The organism is Stenotrophomonas sp. AS012628 (assembly GCF_010608305.1).
Classification (GTDB): Bacteria; Pseudomonadota; Gammaproteobacteria; order Xanthomonadales; family Xanthomonadaceae; genus Stenotrophomonas; species Stenotrophomonas geniculata.
In genome coordinates this window covers 1-15,603 of record NZ_VMBJ01000030.1, presented here as the reverse complement: position 1 = coordinate 15,603, position 15,603 = coordinate 1, and the positions used below count along the sequence as shown (strand labels likewise).

The window sequence follows — 15,603 nt, the reverse complement described above, 5'->3', positions numbered from 1 at the left end:
GCAACATCGAGGTAGCACATGCGTTATGCGCTTGGCGTCGAGTACGACGGCAGCGATTTCAGGGGCTGGCAGAACCTGGGCGAGGGTGGTCCCAGCGTGCAGGCCAGCCTCGAGCAGGCCCTGTCATCGGTGGCTGATGCGCCGCTGCAGGTGGTCTGCGCCGGCCGCACCGATGCCGGCGTGCATGGCCAGTGCCAGGTCGTGCATTTCGATACCGACGTGGTGCGCGATCCGCGCGCCTGGATGCTCGGCACCACCACCCGCCTGCCGCGCTCGATCGCGGTGCGCTGGTGCGTGCCGGTGGCCGATGATTTCCACGCCCGCTTCTCCGCACGTGCGCGCCGCTACCGCTATCGGCTGCTCAACCGCGAGGTACGGCCGGCACTGGACCGGCAGACCCTGAGCTGGGAGCGCCGGGCGCTGGACGAGACCCTGATGCACGCCGCCGGCCAGGCCCTGCTTGGCGAGAACGACTTCAGCGCGTTCCGTTCGGTGCAGTGCCAGGCGCTGCATGCGCGGCGTGAACTGCAGTCGTTGCAGGTCAGCCGCGATGGCGAAGTGATCGAAGTCGCAGTACGTGGCAATGCATTTCTTCATCACATGGTCCGCAATATCGTCGGATCGTTGATCCTGGTGGGCAGCGGCGAAAAACCGGTGGAATGGATCGCCGAACTGCTGGCTGGGCGCGATCGCACCGTAGCTGGTCCCACCGCACCGCCGCAGGGCCTGGTGTTCCTTGGGCCCCTGTACCCCGACAACTGGCATCTGCCCGCCGAGGTCACGCTATGAGCCGTTCCTACTACCGTACGCGCATCAAGTTCTGTGGAATGACCCGTGCCGGCGACGTCCGCCTGGCCGGTGAGCTGGGCGTGGACGCAGTGGGTTTCATCTTTGCCCGCGAGAGCAGCCGCCGGGTCGCACCGGCCGAGGCCCGCGCGATGCGCCAGGCGATCGCACCGATGGTCGACGTGGTGGCGCTGTTCCGCAACAACAGCAAGGAAGAAGTGCGCGAGGTCCTGCGCACGGTGCGGCCGACCCTGCTGCAGTTCCACGGCGAGGAAGACGAGAGCTTCTGCCGCAGCTTCAACATGCCTTACCTGAAGGCGATCGCCATGGGGGGCCGTGAAGAGGTCAACGCCCGCACCCTGCAGCTACGCTATCCCAGCGCTGCCGGCTTCCTGTTCGACAGCCACGCCCCGGGTGGTGGCGGCGGCACCGGCGTGGCATTCGACTGGGGCCGCGTTCCGACCGGATTGCACCGGCCGTTCCTGCTGGCCGGTGGCCTGAACCCGGAAAATGTCTACGACGCCGTGCTGGCGACGCTGCCGTGGGGCGTGGACGTCTCCAGTGGCATCGAACTGGAGCCGGGCATCAAGGACGGCTACAGGATGCGCACCTTCGTCGAGGAAGTGCGTCGCGCGGATTGCACCGTTCTGGAGTGATCCGCGTCACCTTAGTGTGATGGGAGTCACGCTTCCGGGCAATTCAGGTTCCAGCGCCAAAAAGTCGACACCCCCCGAACATCTGATCGGACACAATGCGCCCAGCCTTACCTGGCCGGGTGTGATGCCGTGTGCGTGTCGCTGGCCGCCCCCATGAGATATGCCCTACCTTTCGAACGAGGACGCAATGGATATGCCCCATCTTTCTTCCCACCGTCTCCGCCTGGCCCGCCTGACGCTCGTGCCCGGCCTGCTGCTCGCCTTGGGCGCATGTGCGGCCGGTGACTCATCCGTCCCGACAGCGTCGGCACCGGCCGCTGCAGCACCGGCGGCCGCACCTGCCGCAGCGCCGGCCACGGCTCCGGCTGCCGACGGCCTGGCTGCGCTGATCCAGGCCAGTGGCGTGAAATGCAGCAACGCCAGTACGGGCAGCGGCTGCACGGCCGGTGATGTGGACAGCGGCGATTTCTACGATGTTGAACTGTCGCCGGACTGTGGCGACCAGGGTTTCTTCGCCGGCGTAGCCGACGCCAAAGGCGTGGAAACGTTGAATGCGGTGCCATCCACCGGCAGCAAGGCCAGCGTGACCGCGAAGCTGTCGAAGGGGCAGCTGGTCTGCGTGCAGGGCATCGGGCGCACCGGACAGAATCCCCTGTTCTATTACGTCGTTGCGGTTCCCGCCGCGACGGTCGGCAAGTGCAAGGGCAACACGTTGTGTGACACCTATGGCGACAGGCCGATCACTGGCTTGGCCAGCACAGGGGGCGAGGCCTGCCATGCGGCGGCGCCGGGACGTTACGCCGGGAACTGCGCACAGGGCTGGGTCAGTGCGGACGTGCTCGACGTGTTTTCCAACGGAATGTAATCACCGCCAGGGGAGCGGTCCAATCAACCACTGGCAAAGGAATAGCTCATGTCGGATCCAAAAATCACCCGGCTGGTCAGCAGCGTAGGTACCACGCGCACGCTGGAAATGGACGATGGCAGTGTCATCGAACGATCAGGTGGCAGCGTCTCGTGGCGCAACAACAATCCTGGCAATCTCAAGTTTGAATTCGCCGGCAGCGCGGACAAGACGGTGACCAATCCGCGTACCCGCGAGCAGGCGCTGGAATCGGCGCAGGGGCGCTACAAGGGCGTGGTCGATCTCGACCAATGGGGCAACGCGGTCTTCGAAAGCTATGAAGCGGGCCGGGTGGCGAAGATCCAGCTGCTCGAACGCCGGTTCGGCGACAAGACCGTGGAGGAAATGCTGCCGAGCTACTCCACGAAGGATTACAGCGGCACCACCCACCACAAGGAGCAGGCGGCCACCATCTATGCCGAAGGCGATCGCCAGGGTGTCGATCTGCGTTCGAAGACCGTCGGCCAGATGAGCGTGCGCGAGCGTGAAGTGCTGGCCGACGGCATTCGCCGTTTCGAGGGCTGGCAGCCGGGTGAGGTTGCCACGCAGCAGCCACCCACGCGCACACAGGCGGCCACGCCCGTGCAGGCCCAGGCCCAAACGCAGGTGCAGACGCCTTCGGCAGCTGCGCCCGCGGCGGGCCAGGCCGCGGCTGCAGTCGGCAGTGCCGCGCTCTACAACGAGGCCTATCAGCATTTCATGGCCTCGGGCCGCCAGTACGAATACGGGCGCCCCGACCATCCGCGTCCCGGTCGCGACAGCAGCCGGCTGGAGCGTGATCTCGATGGTGACGGACGCTTGGGCGTGGATTGCTCGGCATTCGTATGGCGTGGCCTGAAGAACGCGGGTTACGACGTGCGTGGCGAGAACGCCGCGGGGTTCACTACCTCGACGCTGTTCAATGGCGCGAACACGACCGCTTACGCACGCGAGCATTTCGACGTGACCTCGGCTGCCGAAGCACGCAAGCCGAACGGATCGCTGAAGCAGGGCGACATCCTGATGTTCTCCTCGTCGCAGGGCCAGCATGTCGGTATTTTCAAAGGCTACGACGCGCAGGGAAACATCCAGTTCATCGGTTCGCAGGGAAGCACGGGGCCGGCCGAAGTCACCATCCGGCCGGGCGGGTACTGGGATGGAGGGAGCACCCGCATCGTTGGTGCGCTGACACCGAAGCCGGAATTCCAGGTGCGCGCGCCGCTGCATGGCAATGGCGAACCTGCGCTGTCCCGGCCTGGCGCCACCGTGCAGCCGGCTGCATCACACCCGGCGGCCAGCGAGGTGATGAAGCAGGGGCAGCGTGGCACCGACGTGCAGGCGTTGCAGCAGACCCTCAATCAGCTCGGCGTGCGTGATGCGCAGGGCCATCGGTTGTCGGAGGATGGCCGTTTCGGTGACCACACCCGCGAAGCGGTGATCGCGTTCCAGAAGCAGCAGGGGCTGGCGGCCGATGGAATTGTCGGTCGCCAGACCACTGCCGCACTGGCGGCGGGCCGTGCGCAGGGCCATGAACCTGCAGCGGCTGCGCCGAAGGGGCCGTCGCTGAACGATGCATCGCATCCGGACCACGCACTGCACAACGCCGTCCGCAGCAAGCTTCCCAGCGTGTTTTCCGAAGAGGCTGCGGCCAATATCACCCTGCATGCAAAGCAGAACGGTATCGACGCGGCCGACAAGCTGCAGAGCATCACGGTGCAGGATGGCAAGGCGTTCGTGATGGGCACGACGCCGGGCTTCCGCACCGCTGTCGATCTGGCCCAGGCGCCGCCGTCGCTGGAGCAGACCAGTGCCAAGCTGCTGGCAGATCCGTCGCACCAGCAGCAGGTGCATGAGGAGCAGCAGCGGGTCGCGATGGGCGGTCGCTGAGGCCTGCGTTGCCGGCTCCGGGAGGTGAATGCCGCCCGGGGCCTCGTCTCATCGCAGTTGCGCTGCTGCCCACTCGGCCAGGGCGTCCACCCGTGCATCGGCCGGGCCATCCGGCCGCGCCAGCACCCAGAAGCCGCCGGTGGCGGCAAACCCCCACGGTGCGACCAGCCGGCCTGCTGCCAGATCTTCGGCTACCAGCGGCTCGGGCGCGATCGCCGGGCCCAGCCCGGCGACTGCTGCTTCCAGCAGGTAATAGAGATGTTCGAAAGCGGTGCCCAGCTGCAGCTTTGCTGGGTCCAGGCGATGTGCCTGCGCCCATGCCGGCCACGCCTGTGGCCGCGAGCTGGTGTGCAGCACTGTTTCCTGCAGCAGTGCCGAGGGCGGTGCCTGCCGCAGGCGCTGCGCCGCCGGATGTGACGGGGCCACCACCACGCCCACCCGCTCCGGTGCCAGCTCGCGGACCTGCCAGCCCCGTGGCCACGGACCCTGCGCCAGCAGCAGCACGGCGTCCAGCGCCGCCTGTGCTTCGGTGAAGCTGCCATCCAGCGCCGACCACTGCAGGCGCACGCCGGGCAGGGCGGCCTGCAGCACGGGCAGGCGCGGAATCATCCAGCGCGCCAGTACGCTGCCGCTGCAGCCCAGTACCAGTGCTGGGGAGGCCGCTGGCCGGCGCAGTTCGCGCACGCAGTCCTCGATCCCGCCGAAGGCCTCGCTGCACGCCGCCTGCAGGCGGGTGCCAGCCGCTGTCAGGCGCAGCCCGCGGCCGGCACGCTGGAACAGTGCCAGGCCCAGGTGATCCTCCAGCAGCTTCAGTTGCCGACTGACCGCACCGTGGGTGACGTGCAGGTCCTGTGCGGCGCGGCCCACGCCACCGAGGCGTGCGGTGGCCTCGAACGCGCGCAGTGCATTGAGCGGCGGAAGCAGGGAACGGCTCATGTGAGATTTCCTGACGATATGCGCCAGATAATATCCATTTTCCGGTCACGACCCGTGCGCTAGAGTATCCACCTGTCTGAACCACCGGTCGTATCCATGTCTGCCTCCCCCATTGCCGACTACCACGCCTTCCCGGATGCCCAGGGCCACTTCGGCCGCTACGGCGGCAGCTTCGTTGCCGAAACCCTGGTCGGCCCGCTGCAGGAACTGGCCCAGGCCTATGACCAGGCCCGCCAGGACCCCGAATTCCAGGCGGCCTATGACCGCGACCTGGCGCATTATGTGGGCCGGCCGAGCCCGATCTATCACGCCCAGCGCCTGAGCGATCACGTCGGCGGCGCGCAGATCCTGCTCAAGCGCGAGGACCTGAACCACACCGGCGCGCACAAGATCAACAACACCATCGGCCAGGCGCTGCTGGCCGCGCGCATGGGCAAGAAGCGCATCATTGCCGAGACCGGTGCCGGCCAGCATGGCGTGGCCAGTGCCACGGTTGCCGCGCGCCTGGGCCTGGAATGCGTGGTGTACATGGGCGCCACCGACATCGAGCGGCAGAAGATCAACGTCTACCGCATGAAGCTGCTGGGCGCGACGGTGGTACCGGTCACTTCCGGCTCGGCCACCCTGAAGGACGCGCTCAACGAAGCGATGCGCGACTGGGTGACCAACGTGCAGGACACCTTCTACATCATCGGCACCGTGGCCGGCCCCGATCCGTACCCGCGCATGGTGCGTGACTTCAACGCCATCGTCGGCCGCGAAGCGCGTGAGCAGATGCTGGCCGAATACGGTCGCCTGCCCGATGCGATCACCGCCTGCGTGGGCGGTGGCAGCAATGCCATCGGCCTGTTCCATGCTTTCCTCAACGATCGCCAGGTCGATATCGTCGGCGCCGAAGCTGCCGGTGATGGCATCAGCACCGGTCGCCATGCCGCCTCCATCGCGGCGGGTCGCCCCGGCGTGCTGCACGGCAACCGCACCTATGTGCTGTGCGACGACGACGGCCAGATCATCGAGACCCACTCGGTGTCGGCCGGCCTGGACTACCCGGGCGTCGGCCCGGAGCACGCATTCCTGGCCGATACCGGTCGTGCACGGTACCTCGGCATCACTGACGAGGAAGCGCTGCAGGCTTTCCACCTGCTGGCGCACACCGAAGGCATCCTGCCGGCACTGGAATCCAGCCATGCGCTGGCGCAGGCGATCAAGCTGGCGCGTGAGCGTCCGCGTGACCAGATCGTGCTCTGCAATCTGTCCGGCCGTGGCGACAAGGACGTGCATACCATCGCCGCGCGCGAAGGGCTGGTGCTGTGAGCGCGCTGCTGCGGAACAGTGGCGTGCTGCTGCTGGCACTGGGGTTGGCCGCGTGCCAGCCGCCGGAGCCGCCGGTGCTGGCACCGGCCGCCAAGGCCACCACGCAGCCTGTGCAGCAGGCTGCCAACGATGATCTTGACCCGATGGCGCGTACGCCCATTGTCGATGCCCCCTCCGAAGAAGGGACGAGCGGCGATGACGCGCCTGCGGTGGCTTCGGTGGCACTGGACCATGCCGGTGACGTGCTGGTTGGCCAGCACATGACTGACCTGAAGGCGCTGGGTCCCTGGAAGGCGCAGGGCGCGAAGGAATTCTTCGAAGGCGACTGCGAGTACTACGACGGCAAGGGGCTGCCGCCGGGCGTGTCGATGATGACCGACGACGACCGCGTGGTCCGTTTTGATCTTAAGCCGGGCGATGAGCCGGAACTGCCGGTCGAACAGCCGGGGCCGTTCGGCCTGCGCATCGGCATGACCCGAGCCCAGGCCATGGCCCAGTTCCCGAAACCGCCGGTGTCCAGCCCGCATGCCTACGACGGTGACCAGGGCGAGTACCTCACCTGGCAGGACCCGGGTTCGGACCTGGGCATCCGCCTGGAACTGTTTGAAGGGAAGGTCACCCGGATGTACTGGGGGACCAGCGATGCGATTGAACTGATTGAAGGATGTGCCTGAGATGCCTGTATCCCGACTCGATGCCTGTTTCCAGCGACTGCGCGAGCAGCAGCGCAAGGCGCTGATTCCCTTCATCACTGCCGGTGATCCCTCGCTGGAGGCCACCGTGCCGGTCATGCATGCACTGGTCGATGCCGGCGCCGATGTGATCGAACTGGGCGTGCCGTTCTCCGACCCGATGGCCGATGGCCCGACCATCCAGCGCAGCTCCGAACGTGCACTGGCACGCGGGGCGGGCAGCCGCTACGTGCTGCAGGCCGTGGCGCAGTTCCGAGAGCGTGACGCGCAGACGCCGGTAGTACTGATGGGCTACCTGAACCCGGTGGAGATCCACGGCTACGCCGCCTTCGCCAAGGCGGCCGTGGAGGCCGGTGTGGATGGAGTGCTGCTGGTCGACCTGCCGCCGGAAGAAGCCGGTGAAGCGCAGCAGGCTTTCGATGCGGCCGGCCTGGCGTTGGTGCTGCTGGCCTCGCCGACCACCAGCGAGGCACGTGCCGACAAGCTGCTGGCGCTGGCCCGTGGCTATCTCTATTACGTCAGCTTTGCCGGTGTCACCGGCGCGTCCGAGCGGCTGGACAGTGATGCTGCCAGCGCCCGCCTGCAGGCCCTGCGTGCGCGCGCTTCGGTACCGGTGGTGGCTGGCTTCGGGATCAAGGATGCGGCCAGTGCGGCGGCGATGGCGCGCCAGGCCGATGGCGTGGTGGTCGGCAGTGCACTGGTGGCGGTGCTGGCCGAAGCGGGCTCGGCTGAAGAGGCCGCGCAGCGCGCTGGAGCCTTCCTGGCCCCGCTGCGGCAGGCGCTGGATGCGTAACGGTGGTGCCGGCCGCTGGCCGGCATCCTCCTGACGGCTCGCATGCAAGGGCTGCCGGCCAGCGGCCGGCACGACCCAGCACCTAAACGTACGTCCCAGCATGGTTTTTTCAGGCTGCCCCGTGGCCGGCAAGGGGGTGCACGGGCGGGGAAAGCGGAGCTAGACTGTCCGCCTTTGCGGCCCTTGGGCCGCCCTGAACGGAAGTGTCCTCCCGCATGAGTTGGCTCAGCAAGTTGATGCCGTCCGGCATCCGCACCGACAACACCCCCAGCAAGAAGCGCAGTGTCCCCGAGGGCCTGTGGGAAAAGTGCAGCAACTGCGGCAGCGCGTTGTACCGTCCGGAACTGGAAGAGAATCTGGAGGTCTGCCCGAAGTGCGGCCACCACATGGCGATCCGCGCGCGCGCGCGCCTGGCCGCCCTGTTCGACGCCGACAGCACCACCGAGATCGGTGCGCGCCTGGGGCCGACCGACCTGCTCAAGTTCAAGGACCAGAAGAAGTACAGCGAGCGCATCAAGATCGCGCAGAAGAACACCGGCGAATATGACGCGCTGATCGCCATGCGCGGCCTGCTCAAGGGCCGTGCGCTGGTGGCCTCGTCGTTCGACTTCGCCTTCATGGGCGGCTCGATGGGCTCGGTGGTGGGGGAGCGTTTCGCGCTGGCCGCCGAAACCGCAGTCGAGATCGGTGCCCCGTATGTGTGCTTCTCGCAGAGTGGCGGCGCGCGCATGCAGGAAGGCCTGTTCTCGCTGATGCAGATGGCCAAGACCTCGGCCGCGCTGGGCAAGCTGCGTGAAGCTGGCCTGCCGTACATCTCGGTGCTGACCCACCCGACCACCGGTGGCGTGTCGGCCTCGTTCGCGATGCTGGGCGACATCAACATCGCCGAACCGCAGGCGCTGATCGGCTTCGCCGGCCCGCGCGTGATCGAGCAGACCGTGCGCGAGAAGCTGCCGGAAGGCTTCCAGCGTTCGGAGTTCCTGCTGGAGCACGGTGCCATCGACCAGATCTGCGACCGCCGCGAGATGCGCGACCGCCTGTCCGATCTGCTGGCGATGCTGGGCCGTCAGCCGGCGCCGGAGGTGGCTTGATGGGAGGCCGCAAGTACTTCGGTACTGATGGCATCCGTGGGCGGGTCGGCCAGGGCGTGATCTCGGCCGACTTCGTGCTGCGCCTGGGCAACGCCCTGGGCCGTGTCCTGGTCGCCCAGCGCGGCCAGGACGGGCGCAGGCCGATCGTGGTGATCGGCAAGGACACCCGCATTTCCGGTTACATGTTCGAAGCGGCTCTGGAAGCAGGCCTGGTGGCCGCCGGTGCCGACGTGCAGCTGCTCGGCCCGATGCCGACCCCGGCGGTGGCGTTCCTGACCCGTACGCTGGGTGTGGACGCCGGCATCGTCATCAGCGCCTCGCACAACCCGCATTACGACAACGGCATCAAGTTCTTCTCCGCCCAGGGCGAGAAACTCGACGACGCCACCGAACTGGCCCTGGAAGCGGCGCTGGACATTCCGTTCACCACCGCCGAATCGGAGAAGCTGGGCAAGGCGTCGCGCGCGCGCGAAGCGGTCGGCCGCTACATCGAGTTCTGCAAGGCCAGCGTGCCGCGCGCGTTCGACCTGCGTGGCGTGCGCCTGGTGCTGGATTGCGCACACGGCGCCACCTACCAGATCGCACCGCTGCTGTTCCGCGAACTGGGTGCCGAAGTGATCGGCATCGGGGCCGAGCCCAATGGCGTCAACATCAACGCCGGCGTGGGCTCCACCCATATCGACAACCTGGCGGCCAAGGTCCGCGAGACCCGCGCCGATCTTGGCATCGCCTTCGATGGTGATGGCGACCGTGTGCTGATGGCCGACGACCAGGGCAACCCGGTCGACGGCGATGACCTGCTGTACATCCTGGCCCGCGCCTGGAAGGACGAAGGCCGCCTGCGCGGCCCGGTGGTCGGCACGCTGATGAGCAACTACGGTGTGGAGAAGGCCTTCGCCGATCTGCAGATCCCGTTCGTGCGCAGCAACGTCGGTGACCGCTACGTGCACCAGGCATTGGTCGAGGGCGGTGGTGTACTCGGTGGCGAAGCCTCGGGCCACTTGCTGTGCCTGGACCGGGCCACCACCGGCGATGGCATAGTCAGCGCCCTGCAGGTGCTGGTCGCGCTGCGCAACAGTGGGCAGACCCTGCGCCAGGCACTGAAGGGCCTGGTACGGGTGCCGCAGAAGACCGTCAACGTGCGCTTGGGCAATGTCTCGGCCAAGGCCACGGTGCAGTCTGAAAGCGTGCAGTCCGCGCTGGCTGTGGCGCAGCAGGCCGTAGCCGGCCGTGGCCGCGCGTTCCTGCGTCCGTCCGGTACCGAGCCGGTGGTGCGGGTCACCGTGGAGGCCGATGACGCCACGCTGATGCAGCAGACGCTGGACCGCTTGTCCGCTGCGGTGCGTGAAGCCGCCAGTTGAGGCGCCTGCCCGTCGGTACAGGAAAAACGCCCCGGAATTCCGGGGCGTTTTCTTTTTGCGGGCAGGGCTGTGTCGCGCCTACGGCCCCGGCACCATTTTTTTCTGGCGTGCCTTGAACCCATTGAACAGCGGCGCGATCAGCGGGTTGTAACTCAGGCGGATGCGCTTGCGCAGCCAGTTGGCCGGCCGGTTGCGGATCGCGAAACGATAGATGCGTTCCGGGTCGCCGCCGATCACGTTGCGGCCGAACGGGTGGGTGGTGTGCAGGTAGCGGAAGCCCTGCTCGCGCGCCACTTCGATGTGATCCTGGTCGAAATCACCGTACGGCCAGCACAGCGTATCGGACACGTCGCCGAGCTTGTCCTGCAGGACTTCGCGCGAGATCGCCAGATCCCGGCTGAGGCCTGCGCGGCGCTGCGCACGGTCCAGATCGTCGCGGCGCAGCCAGCGGGTATGGGTATGGGTGTGGCAATGCACTTCGAAGGTGCCGGCGGCGATGGCCGCACGTGCTTCGCTCCAGCGCATCATCACATCGTCACTGCGGTCCTGCTCGTAGATCGCTGCTTCGCAGCCACGATGGTCCGGCGTCGGCGGCAGCGTCGCCCCGGCAATGCCCGCGTGCGGACGTTCCGGGCCTTCGCCCATCCAGCCGGTGACCACGAACACCACCGCATGCATGCCGTACTTCTGCAGGATCGGATGGGCATACACCCAGTTGTCGAGGTAGCCATCGTCGAAGGTGATGACGATCGACCTGCGCGGCACCGGCTTGCCGGCCAGGAAGCCTGCGTACTGGTCCAGCGTCAGTGAGGTCCAGCCATTGCCTGCCAGCCACGCGATCTGGCTTTCGAAGTTTTCCGGCGACACGGTGATCATGCCCGGCGAGGGGCTGACATGGTGGTGCATCAGCACCGGAACGGTTCGCGCATCAGCCATGTCCCAGCTCCTTCAGCCACTGGTGGTAGTAGTGTTCGGTGGCTTCACCGTGGCCGTCCGGCGTGAAGCGATGTGCGCCGTGCATCCAGTCCCAGCCAGCGCGCCCCATCTGCCGCCGCCGTTCCGGGTCGTCCACCAGCAGGCGCAATGCACCTGTCAGGGCGGCATTGTCACCCAAACGGGTGAGGATCGCATTGCTGCCATCGACCACCATCTCCGGCACGCCACCCACTCGCGTGGCCACGATCGGTACGCCCACGTAAGCCGCTTCCAGGAACACGGTGCCGGCTGCTTCCTTGTGCGAGGCCAGTGCGAAGATGTCGAAGCCGGCCATCAGCCGGCAGGCTCCATCGCGGTAGCCGAGCAGGTGCACCTGGCGCTGCAGCCCGTGCTCGGCGCACATCGCCTGCAGTCGTTCCGTCACGGCCTGGCCATCGCCGACGATCACCAGGTGCAGGTCCGGGTTGGCCTTGCACAACGGCACCATCGCCTGCAGCAGGTCGGCGTGGCCCTTGGGCTCGCGCAGCACCGCCACGCAGCCGACCACGATGTCCTGTTCGCCGAAGCCGAGCTCGGCACGTACTTGCGTGCGCACCTCCTGCAGGCACTGCCAGGGATCGGCCTTGCGGATCTCGCTCCAGCGCGGCGGAACCGCGATCGGCGGCACGATGCCGATGCGCTCGGTCGGAATGCCGCGGTCGGCCAGCAGCTGCTTGACGAAGCTGCTGACGGTCAATACCCGGTGTGGAAGCCCGGTATAGGTCAGCAGCGAATTGACCGGGCTCATCAGATGGCGCGAGCGCACCACCAGCGGCGTGCCGCCCAGGCGTGCACCGGCGGCGGCGATCAGCGCATCGCGGCGGCTGGTGGTATTGACCACGTCGTAATGTTCGCGGCGCACCAGTCGCGATACCGACCACACGCCACGTAGCAGGCGCGCCAGGCCTCCCATGCGCAGCGTATGCACGGTGAAACCGTCATCGCGTGCCAGTGTGGCCAGGCGCGCATCGGGCTGGCACAGCAACGACACCTCATGGCCACGCGCGCGCATCACCTGCATGTGCCGGAAGATGTAGATCTCCTGCCCGCCCATTCCCTTGGCGGCTTCGGTATGCAGGATGCGCAGCGGACGGTTCATGCAGGATCGGCCCTTGAAAATCAGCGGTTGCGGAAGCGGGTCAGCGCTTCCCATGCGGAGCGGATGGCGGCGGCGTCCGGAGCCTGCTGCGGCAGCGGGCGGTAGTGCCGGTCGAGTGCGGTAGCGTTGCCGAACTTGTCGAACACGTAGATGGCATCGCCATGGCGTACCGCGCGCTGCGACCAGCTCTCCACCACCAGCGCACGTTTGCCGGTGGTGGGTGCCGCCAGCAGGTCCTGGCCAGTACTGAAGTCGCTCAATGCGTTCTCGCAGCCCAGTGCGTGGCGCATCAACGTCGGCACCCAGTCCTCATGCGAACTGGTGCGCGCCTCATGGCCGCTGGCCTGGCCGGGCCAGTGCAGCACGAACGGCACCTGCAACTGGTAGTCGGAAAAATTGCCGTTGTGGCCCCAGTAGTTCAGCTTGAGGTCGTTGAACTCTTCGGCATGGTCACCGGTGACCAGCACGATGGTGTCGTCGGCCAGGCCTTGCGCGCGAAGGTCGTCCAGCAGCGAGCCGATCAGGCTGTCGGCGTAGTGCACGGCGGTGTGGTAGCGGTTGAGCTCCGGCGTCGGGTCGTGGTCCGGTCCGAAGGACAGGAAGTCGATCTCCTTGGCCATCGGTGTGGCCACCGGCGGGTAGCCGGTGGGCAGGTGGTAGCCGGCATGGGTGGAGTCGAGGAACACGAAGCCGAACCACGGGCGCTGCGCGGCCTGGCTGGTGCGGATGTCGGTCTGCAGTGCGGCGACGATGGCTGCGTCACGCTTGTCGGGCGTCAGGGCGGAGGGGCCCTGGTGCAGCTGGTCGCGCACGTCGGCGAAGGCCGTGCGATCGAACTCCGGACTGTACAGCGGTGCACTGCCGTACAGGTGCAGGTCGTAGCCCTGCTGGCCCAGCACCTGGAACAGCTGCGAGCCGCGCTGTTCGTCCAGCATGCTCTGCCAGTAGCCGCCGGGGAGGCCGTAGAGCAGGCCGAACAGGCCGTAGCGGGTGGCATTGCCGGTGCTGAAATGCTGGTCGTACACGCGCGCGGTCCGGGCCAGTGCCGTCGTGTTGGGCATCAGCTCGGGGGTCATGGCGTCCTGACGCAGCGACTCCAGCACCACCATCAGCACATTCGGCCGGTGTGGGTTCTGGCAGCGCAGGGGGTGCAGCGGATACAGCAGCTGCGCATGGCGCGGGTCGGGCAGGCCGGCCTGCTGTTCGCTGATGACCCCGAGCCTGCGCATGAAGCTCTTGGCGGTGATCGGCTGTGCCCAGGGCAGGTAGTTCCACTGCGCGATGACGTCGCGGTCGCCGCGGGCATCGTAGTAGGCCGTGGCGACCTGGCCGCCGGCCATCAGCAGTGCAACCACGGCCCAGGCCTGCAGGACCCGGCGGCGGCGCGGCGGGGCAGGCAGCAGCTTCCAGCAGGCCCAGGCCAACAAGCCTTCGGCAGCGAAGATGGCGGCTACCAGCAGTCCGGCCTGCAGCCAGGTTTTCCACGACAACGCGACCTGGTCCTGCAGCGCACCGCCGAACACCATGTTCACGACCATGGCATTGAGGTGGAACCGATACAGAGTGAAAACCTTCGCATCAACCAGCAACAGGCACAGCCACAGGCCCTGCAGCAGCACGGCGCTGATGCTCAGCGTGCGTGCGCTGCGCGGCCACAGGCCCAGCAGCAGAGGCAGCAGGCCGGCAAGGGCGCCGAAGGCCAGCAGGTGGCCGGGCAGGGCGACGGCCAGATAGGCCAGGCCCACGCTGCCACCCGGGTTGTCGGCCAACGGCACGTTGCCGAGCGTGATCGCCATGGCCAGCAATGCGTTGCCGGCCACGAACAGCGACCACCAGGCCAGTCGTTGCCAATGGCGTGCCGGGCCGGAGGGCAGGGAGGTGTCGGCAGAAGGAGCAGCAGGACGCATGAAGGACGGAGGGGGCAGGTGGAACAGGGCGGGAGTCCCGGTTGTGACGGGATCGTTAATCCGCGCGCGGGTTGCGCATTGTATCGGTTTGTTTCTTCGTATCGAGTGGCGTCCCCGGGGCGATCTGTCACAATGTTCAGGTGGGCCATGAATGCGCTGGCCCTCCCAGACCCAACGACAAGCCAGGAACCGCTGTGAGCCAGATCCCCACCCTCGACATCACCCGTTTTGACAGCGACCGCGAGGCCTTCGTGGCCGAGCTGGGCGCGGCCTACCGCCAATGGGGATTCGCGGGCATCCGCAACCACGGCATCCCGCAGGCCGACATCGACGCTGCCTACGATGCCTTCAAGGCCTTCTTTGCCCTGCCGGAGGAGGTCAAGCGCAAGTACCACGTGGCCGGCAGCGGCGGCGCCCGCGGCTATACCCCCTTCGGCGTGGAGACCGCCAAGGGCTCCAAGCACTTCGACCTGAAGGAGTTCTGGCACATCGGTCGCGAGATCGCCGACGACTCCAAGTATCGTGACGTGATGGCGCCGAACCTGTGGCCGACCGAGGTCGAGGGCTTCCGTGAGCGCGGTTACGGGCTGTACCAGGCGCTGGATAATCTGGGTTCGCGCGTGCTGTCGGCGCTGGCCCTGCACATCGGCCTGCCGGAAGACTTCTTCGCCGACAAGACCAACTTCGGCAATTCGATCCTGCGCCCGATCCATTACCCGCCGATCACCACCGACGACATCCCGAACGTGCGTGCCGGTGCCCATGGCGACATCAACTTCATCACCCTGCTGGTCGGTGCCAGCGCCGCGGGCCTGGAAGTGCAGTCGCATGAGGGCGAGTGGGTGCCGTTTACGTCAGACGCGGACACGATCGTGGTCAACATCGGCGACATGCTGCAGCGCCTGACCAACCACGTGTATCCGTCGACGATCCACCGTGTGGTCAATCCTCCGGGTGAGCTGGCGCGCCAGCCGCGCTACTCGGTGCCGTTCTTCCTGCACCCGAACCCGGACTTCCTGATCGACGTGCTGCCGTCCTGCATCACCCCGGAGAACCCGAGCCGGTACCCGGAGGCGATCACCGCCCACGGCTTCCTCGAGGAACGCCTGCGCGAGATCAAGCTGAAGTAAAGAGAAGTGAGGCCGCCGAAAGGCGGCCTTTTTCTTTGCAGGGTTGCACCCTGCACCCGCAGAGGCCAAAGCCAAAGCCAAAGCCAAAGCGGC

General features: G+C 67.0%; 14 protein-coding genes. 10 read left to right on the top strand and 4 right to left on the bottom strand.

Features of this window, described 5'->3' with window-relative positions; genetic code table 11:
• Window positions 1–18 precede the first annotated feature (18 nt).
• The 4 genes from truA (at window position 19) to G5A07_RS13820 (ending at window position 4,212) form a co-directional block, all read left to right on the top strand.
• Window positions 19–789 (top strand): tRNA pseudouridine(38-40) synthase TruA, encoded by a 771-nt coding sequence (gene truA, locus G5A07_RS13835; RefSeq protein ID WP_010483055.1) that lies wholly within the window; start codon window positions 19–21, stop codon window positions 787–789.
• Complete coding sequence (locus G5A07_RS13830; RefSeq protein WP_010483057.1) at window positions 786–1,442, top strand: phosphoribosylanthranilate isomerase; 657 nt, start codon at window positions 786–788, stop codon at window positions 1,440–1,442. The genes truA and G5A07_RS13830 overlap by 4 nt, the downstream gene beginning before the upstream one ends.
• Before the next feature lie 187 nt (window positions 1,443–1,629).
• Window positions 1,630–2,307, top strand: coding sequence for a hypothetical protein (locus G5A07_RS13825; protein ID WP_099560516.1), 678 nt, complete (start codon window positions 1,630–1,632; stop codon window positions 2,305–2,307).
• Between the two features lie 48 nt (window positions 2,308–2,355).
• Window positions 2,356–4,212: a peptidoglycan-binding protein gene (locus tag G5A07_RS13820; RefSeq protein WP_082587872.1), complete on the top strand. Its 1,857-nt coding sequence runs from the start codon at window positions 2,356–2,358 to the stop codon at window positions 4,210–4,212.
• A gap of 48 nt (window positions 4,213–4,260) precedes the next feature.
• Here the strand turns inward: G5A07_RS13820 and G5A07_RS13815 are convergent, their stop codons facing one another.
• Window positions 4,261–5,148, bottom strand: a complete 888-nt coding sequence (locus G5A07_RS13815; protein WP_019336661.1) for a LysR family transcriptional regulator — start codon at window positions 5,146–5,148, stop codon at window positions 4,261–4,263.
• A gap of 96 nt (window positions 5,149–5,244) precedes the next feature.
• Here G5A07_RS13815 and trpB point away from each other — a divergent pair, with 96 nt between their 5' ends.
• From trpB to glmM, 5 genes are all read left to right on the top strand, one after another.
• Window positions 5,245–6,462: a tryptophan synthase subunit beta gene (gene trpB / locus G5A07_RS13810; RefSeq protein ID WP_010483065.1), complete on the top strand. Its 1,218-nt coding sequence runs from the start codon at window positions 5,245–5,247 to the stop codon at window positions 6,460–6,462.
• Window positions 6,459–7,136: a hypothetical protein gene (locus tag G5A07_RS13805; protein WP_010483068.1), complete on the top strand. Its 678-nt coding sequence runs from the start codon at window positions 6,459–6,461 to the stop codon at window positions 7,134–7,136. The genes trpB and G5A07_RS13805 overlap by 4 nt, the downstream gene beginning before the upstream one ends.
• 1 nt (window position 7,137) lies before the next feature.
• A complete protein-coding gene (gene trpA / locus G5A07_RS13800; protein WP_010483070.1) occupies window positions 7,138–7,947 on the top strand; it encodes a tryptophan synthase subunit alpha in 810 nt (269 codons plus the stop codon).
• Between the two features lie 215 nt (window positions 7,948–8,162).
• Window positions 8,163–9,038, top strand: a complete 876-nt coding sequence (gene accD, locus G5A07_RS13795; RefSeq protein ID WP_005410473.1) for an acetyl-CoA carboxylase, carboxyltransferase subunit beta — start codon at window positions 8,163–8,165, stop codon at window positions 9,036–9,038.
• Window positions 9,038–10,399: a phosphoglucosamine mutase gene (glmM, locus tag G5A07_RS13790; protein ID WP_010483073.1), complete on the top strand. Its 1,362-nt coding sequence runs from the start codon at window positions 9,038–9,040 to the stop codon at window positions 10,397–10,399. The genes accD and glmM overlap by 1 nt, the downstream gene beginning before the upstream one ends.
• 78 nt (window positions 10,400–10,477) lie before the next feature.
• Here the strand turns inward: glmM and G5A07_RS13785 are convergent, their stop codons facing one another.
• Genes G5A07_RS13785 through G5A07_RS13775 form a run of 3 tightly spaced genes read right to left on the bottom strand, consistent with a single transcriptional unit; the run spans window position 10,478 to window position 14,380 of the window.
• Complete coding sequence (locus G5A07_RS13785; RefSeq protein WP_010483075.1) at window positions 10,478–11,335, bottom strand: polysaccharide deacetylase family protein; 858 nt, start codon at window positions 11,333–11,335, stop codon at window positions 10,478–10,480.
• A complete protein-coding gene (locus tag G5A07_RS13780; RefSeq protein ID WP_029379853.1) occupies window positions 11,328–12,473 on the bottom strand; it encodes a glycosyltransferase family 4 protein in 1,146 nt (381 codons plus the stop codon). The genes G5A07_RS13785 and G5A07_RS13780 overlap by 8 nt, the downstream gene beginning before the upstream one ends.
• Window positions 12,474–12,493: 20 nt before the next feature.
• On the bottom strand, window positions 12,494–14,380 hold the full coding sequence (locus G5A07_RS13775; protein ID WP_019336655.1) for a sulfatase-like hydrolase/transferase: 1,887 nt from the start codon (window positions 14,378–14,380) through the stop codon (window positions 12,494–12,496).
• Window positions 14,381–14,574: 194 nt separating this feature from the next.
• On the opposite strand from G5A07_RS13775, the gene G5A07_RS13770 reads away from it, so the two are divergent.
• Complete coding sequence (locus G5A07_RS13770; protein ID WP_010483082.1) at window positions 14,575–15,510, top strand: 2-oxoglutarate and iron-dependent oxygenase domain-containing protein; 936 nt, start codon at window positions 14,575–14,577, stop codon at window positions 15,508–15,510.
• Window positions 15,511–15,603 lie beyond the last annotated feature (93 nt).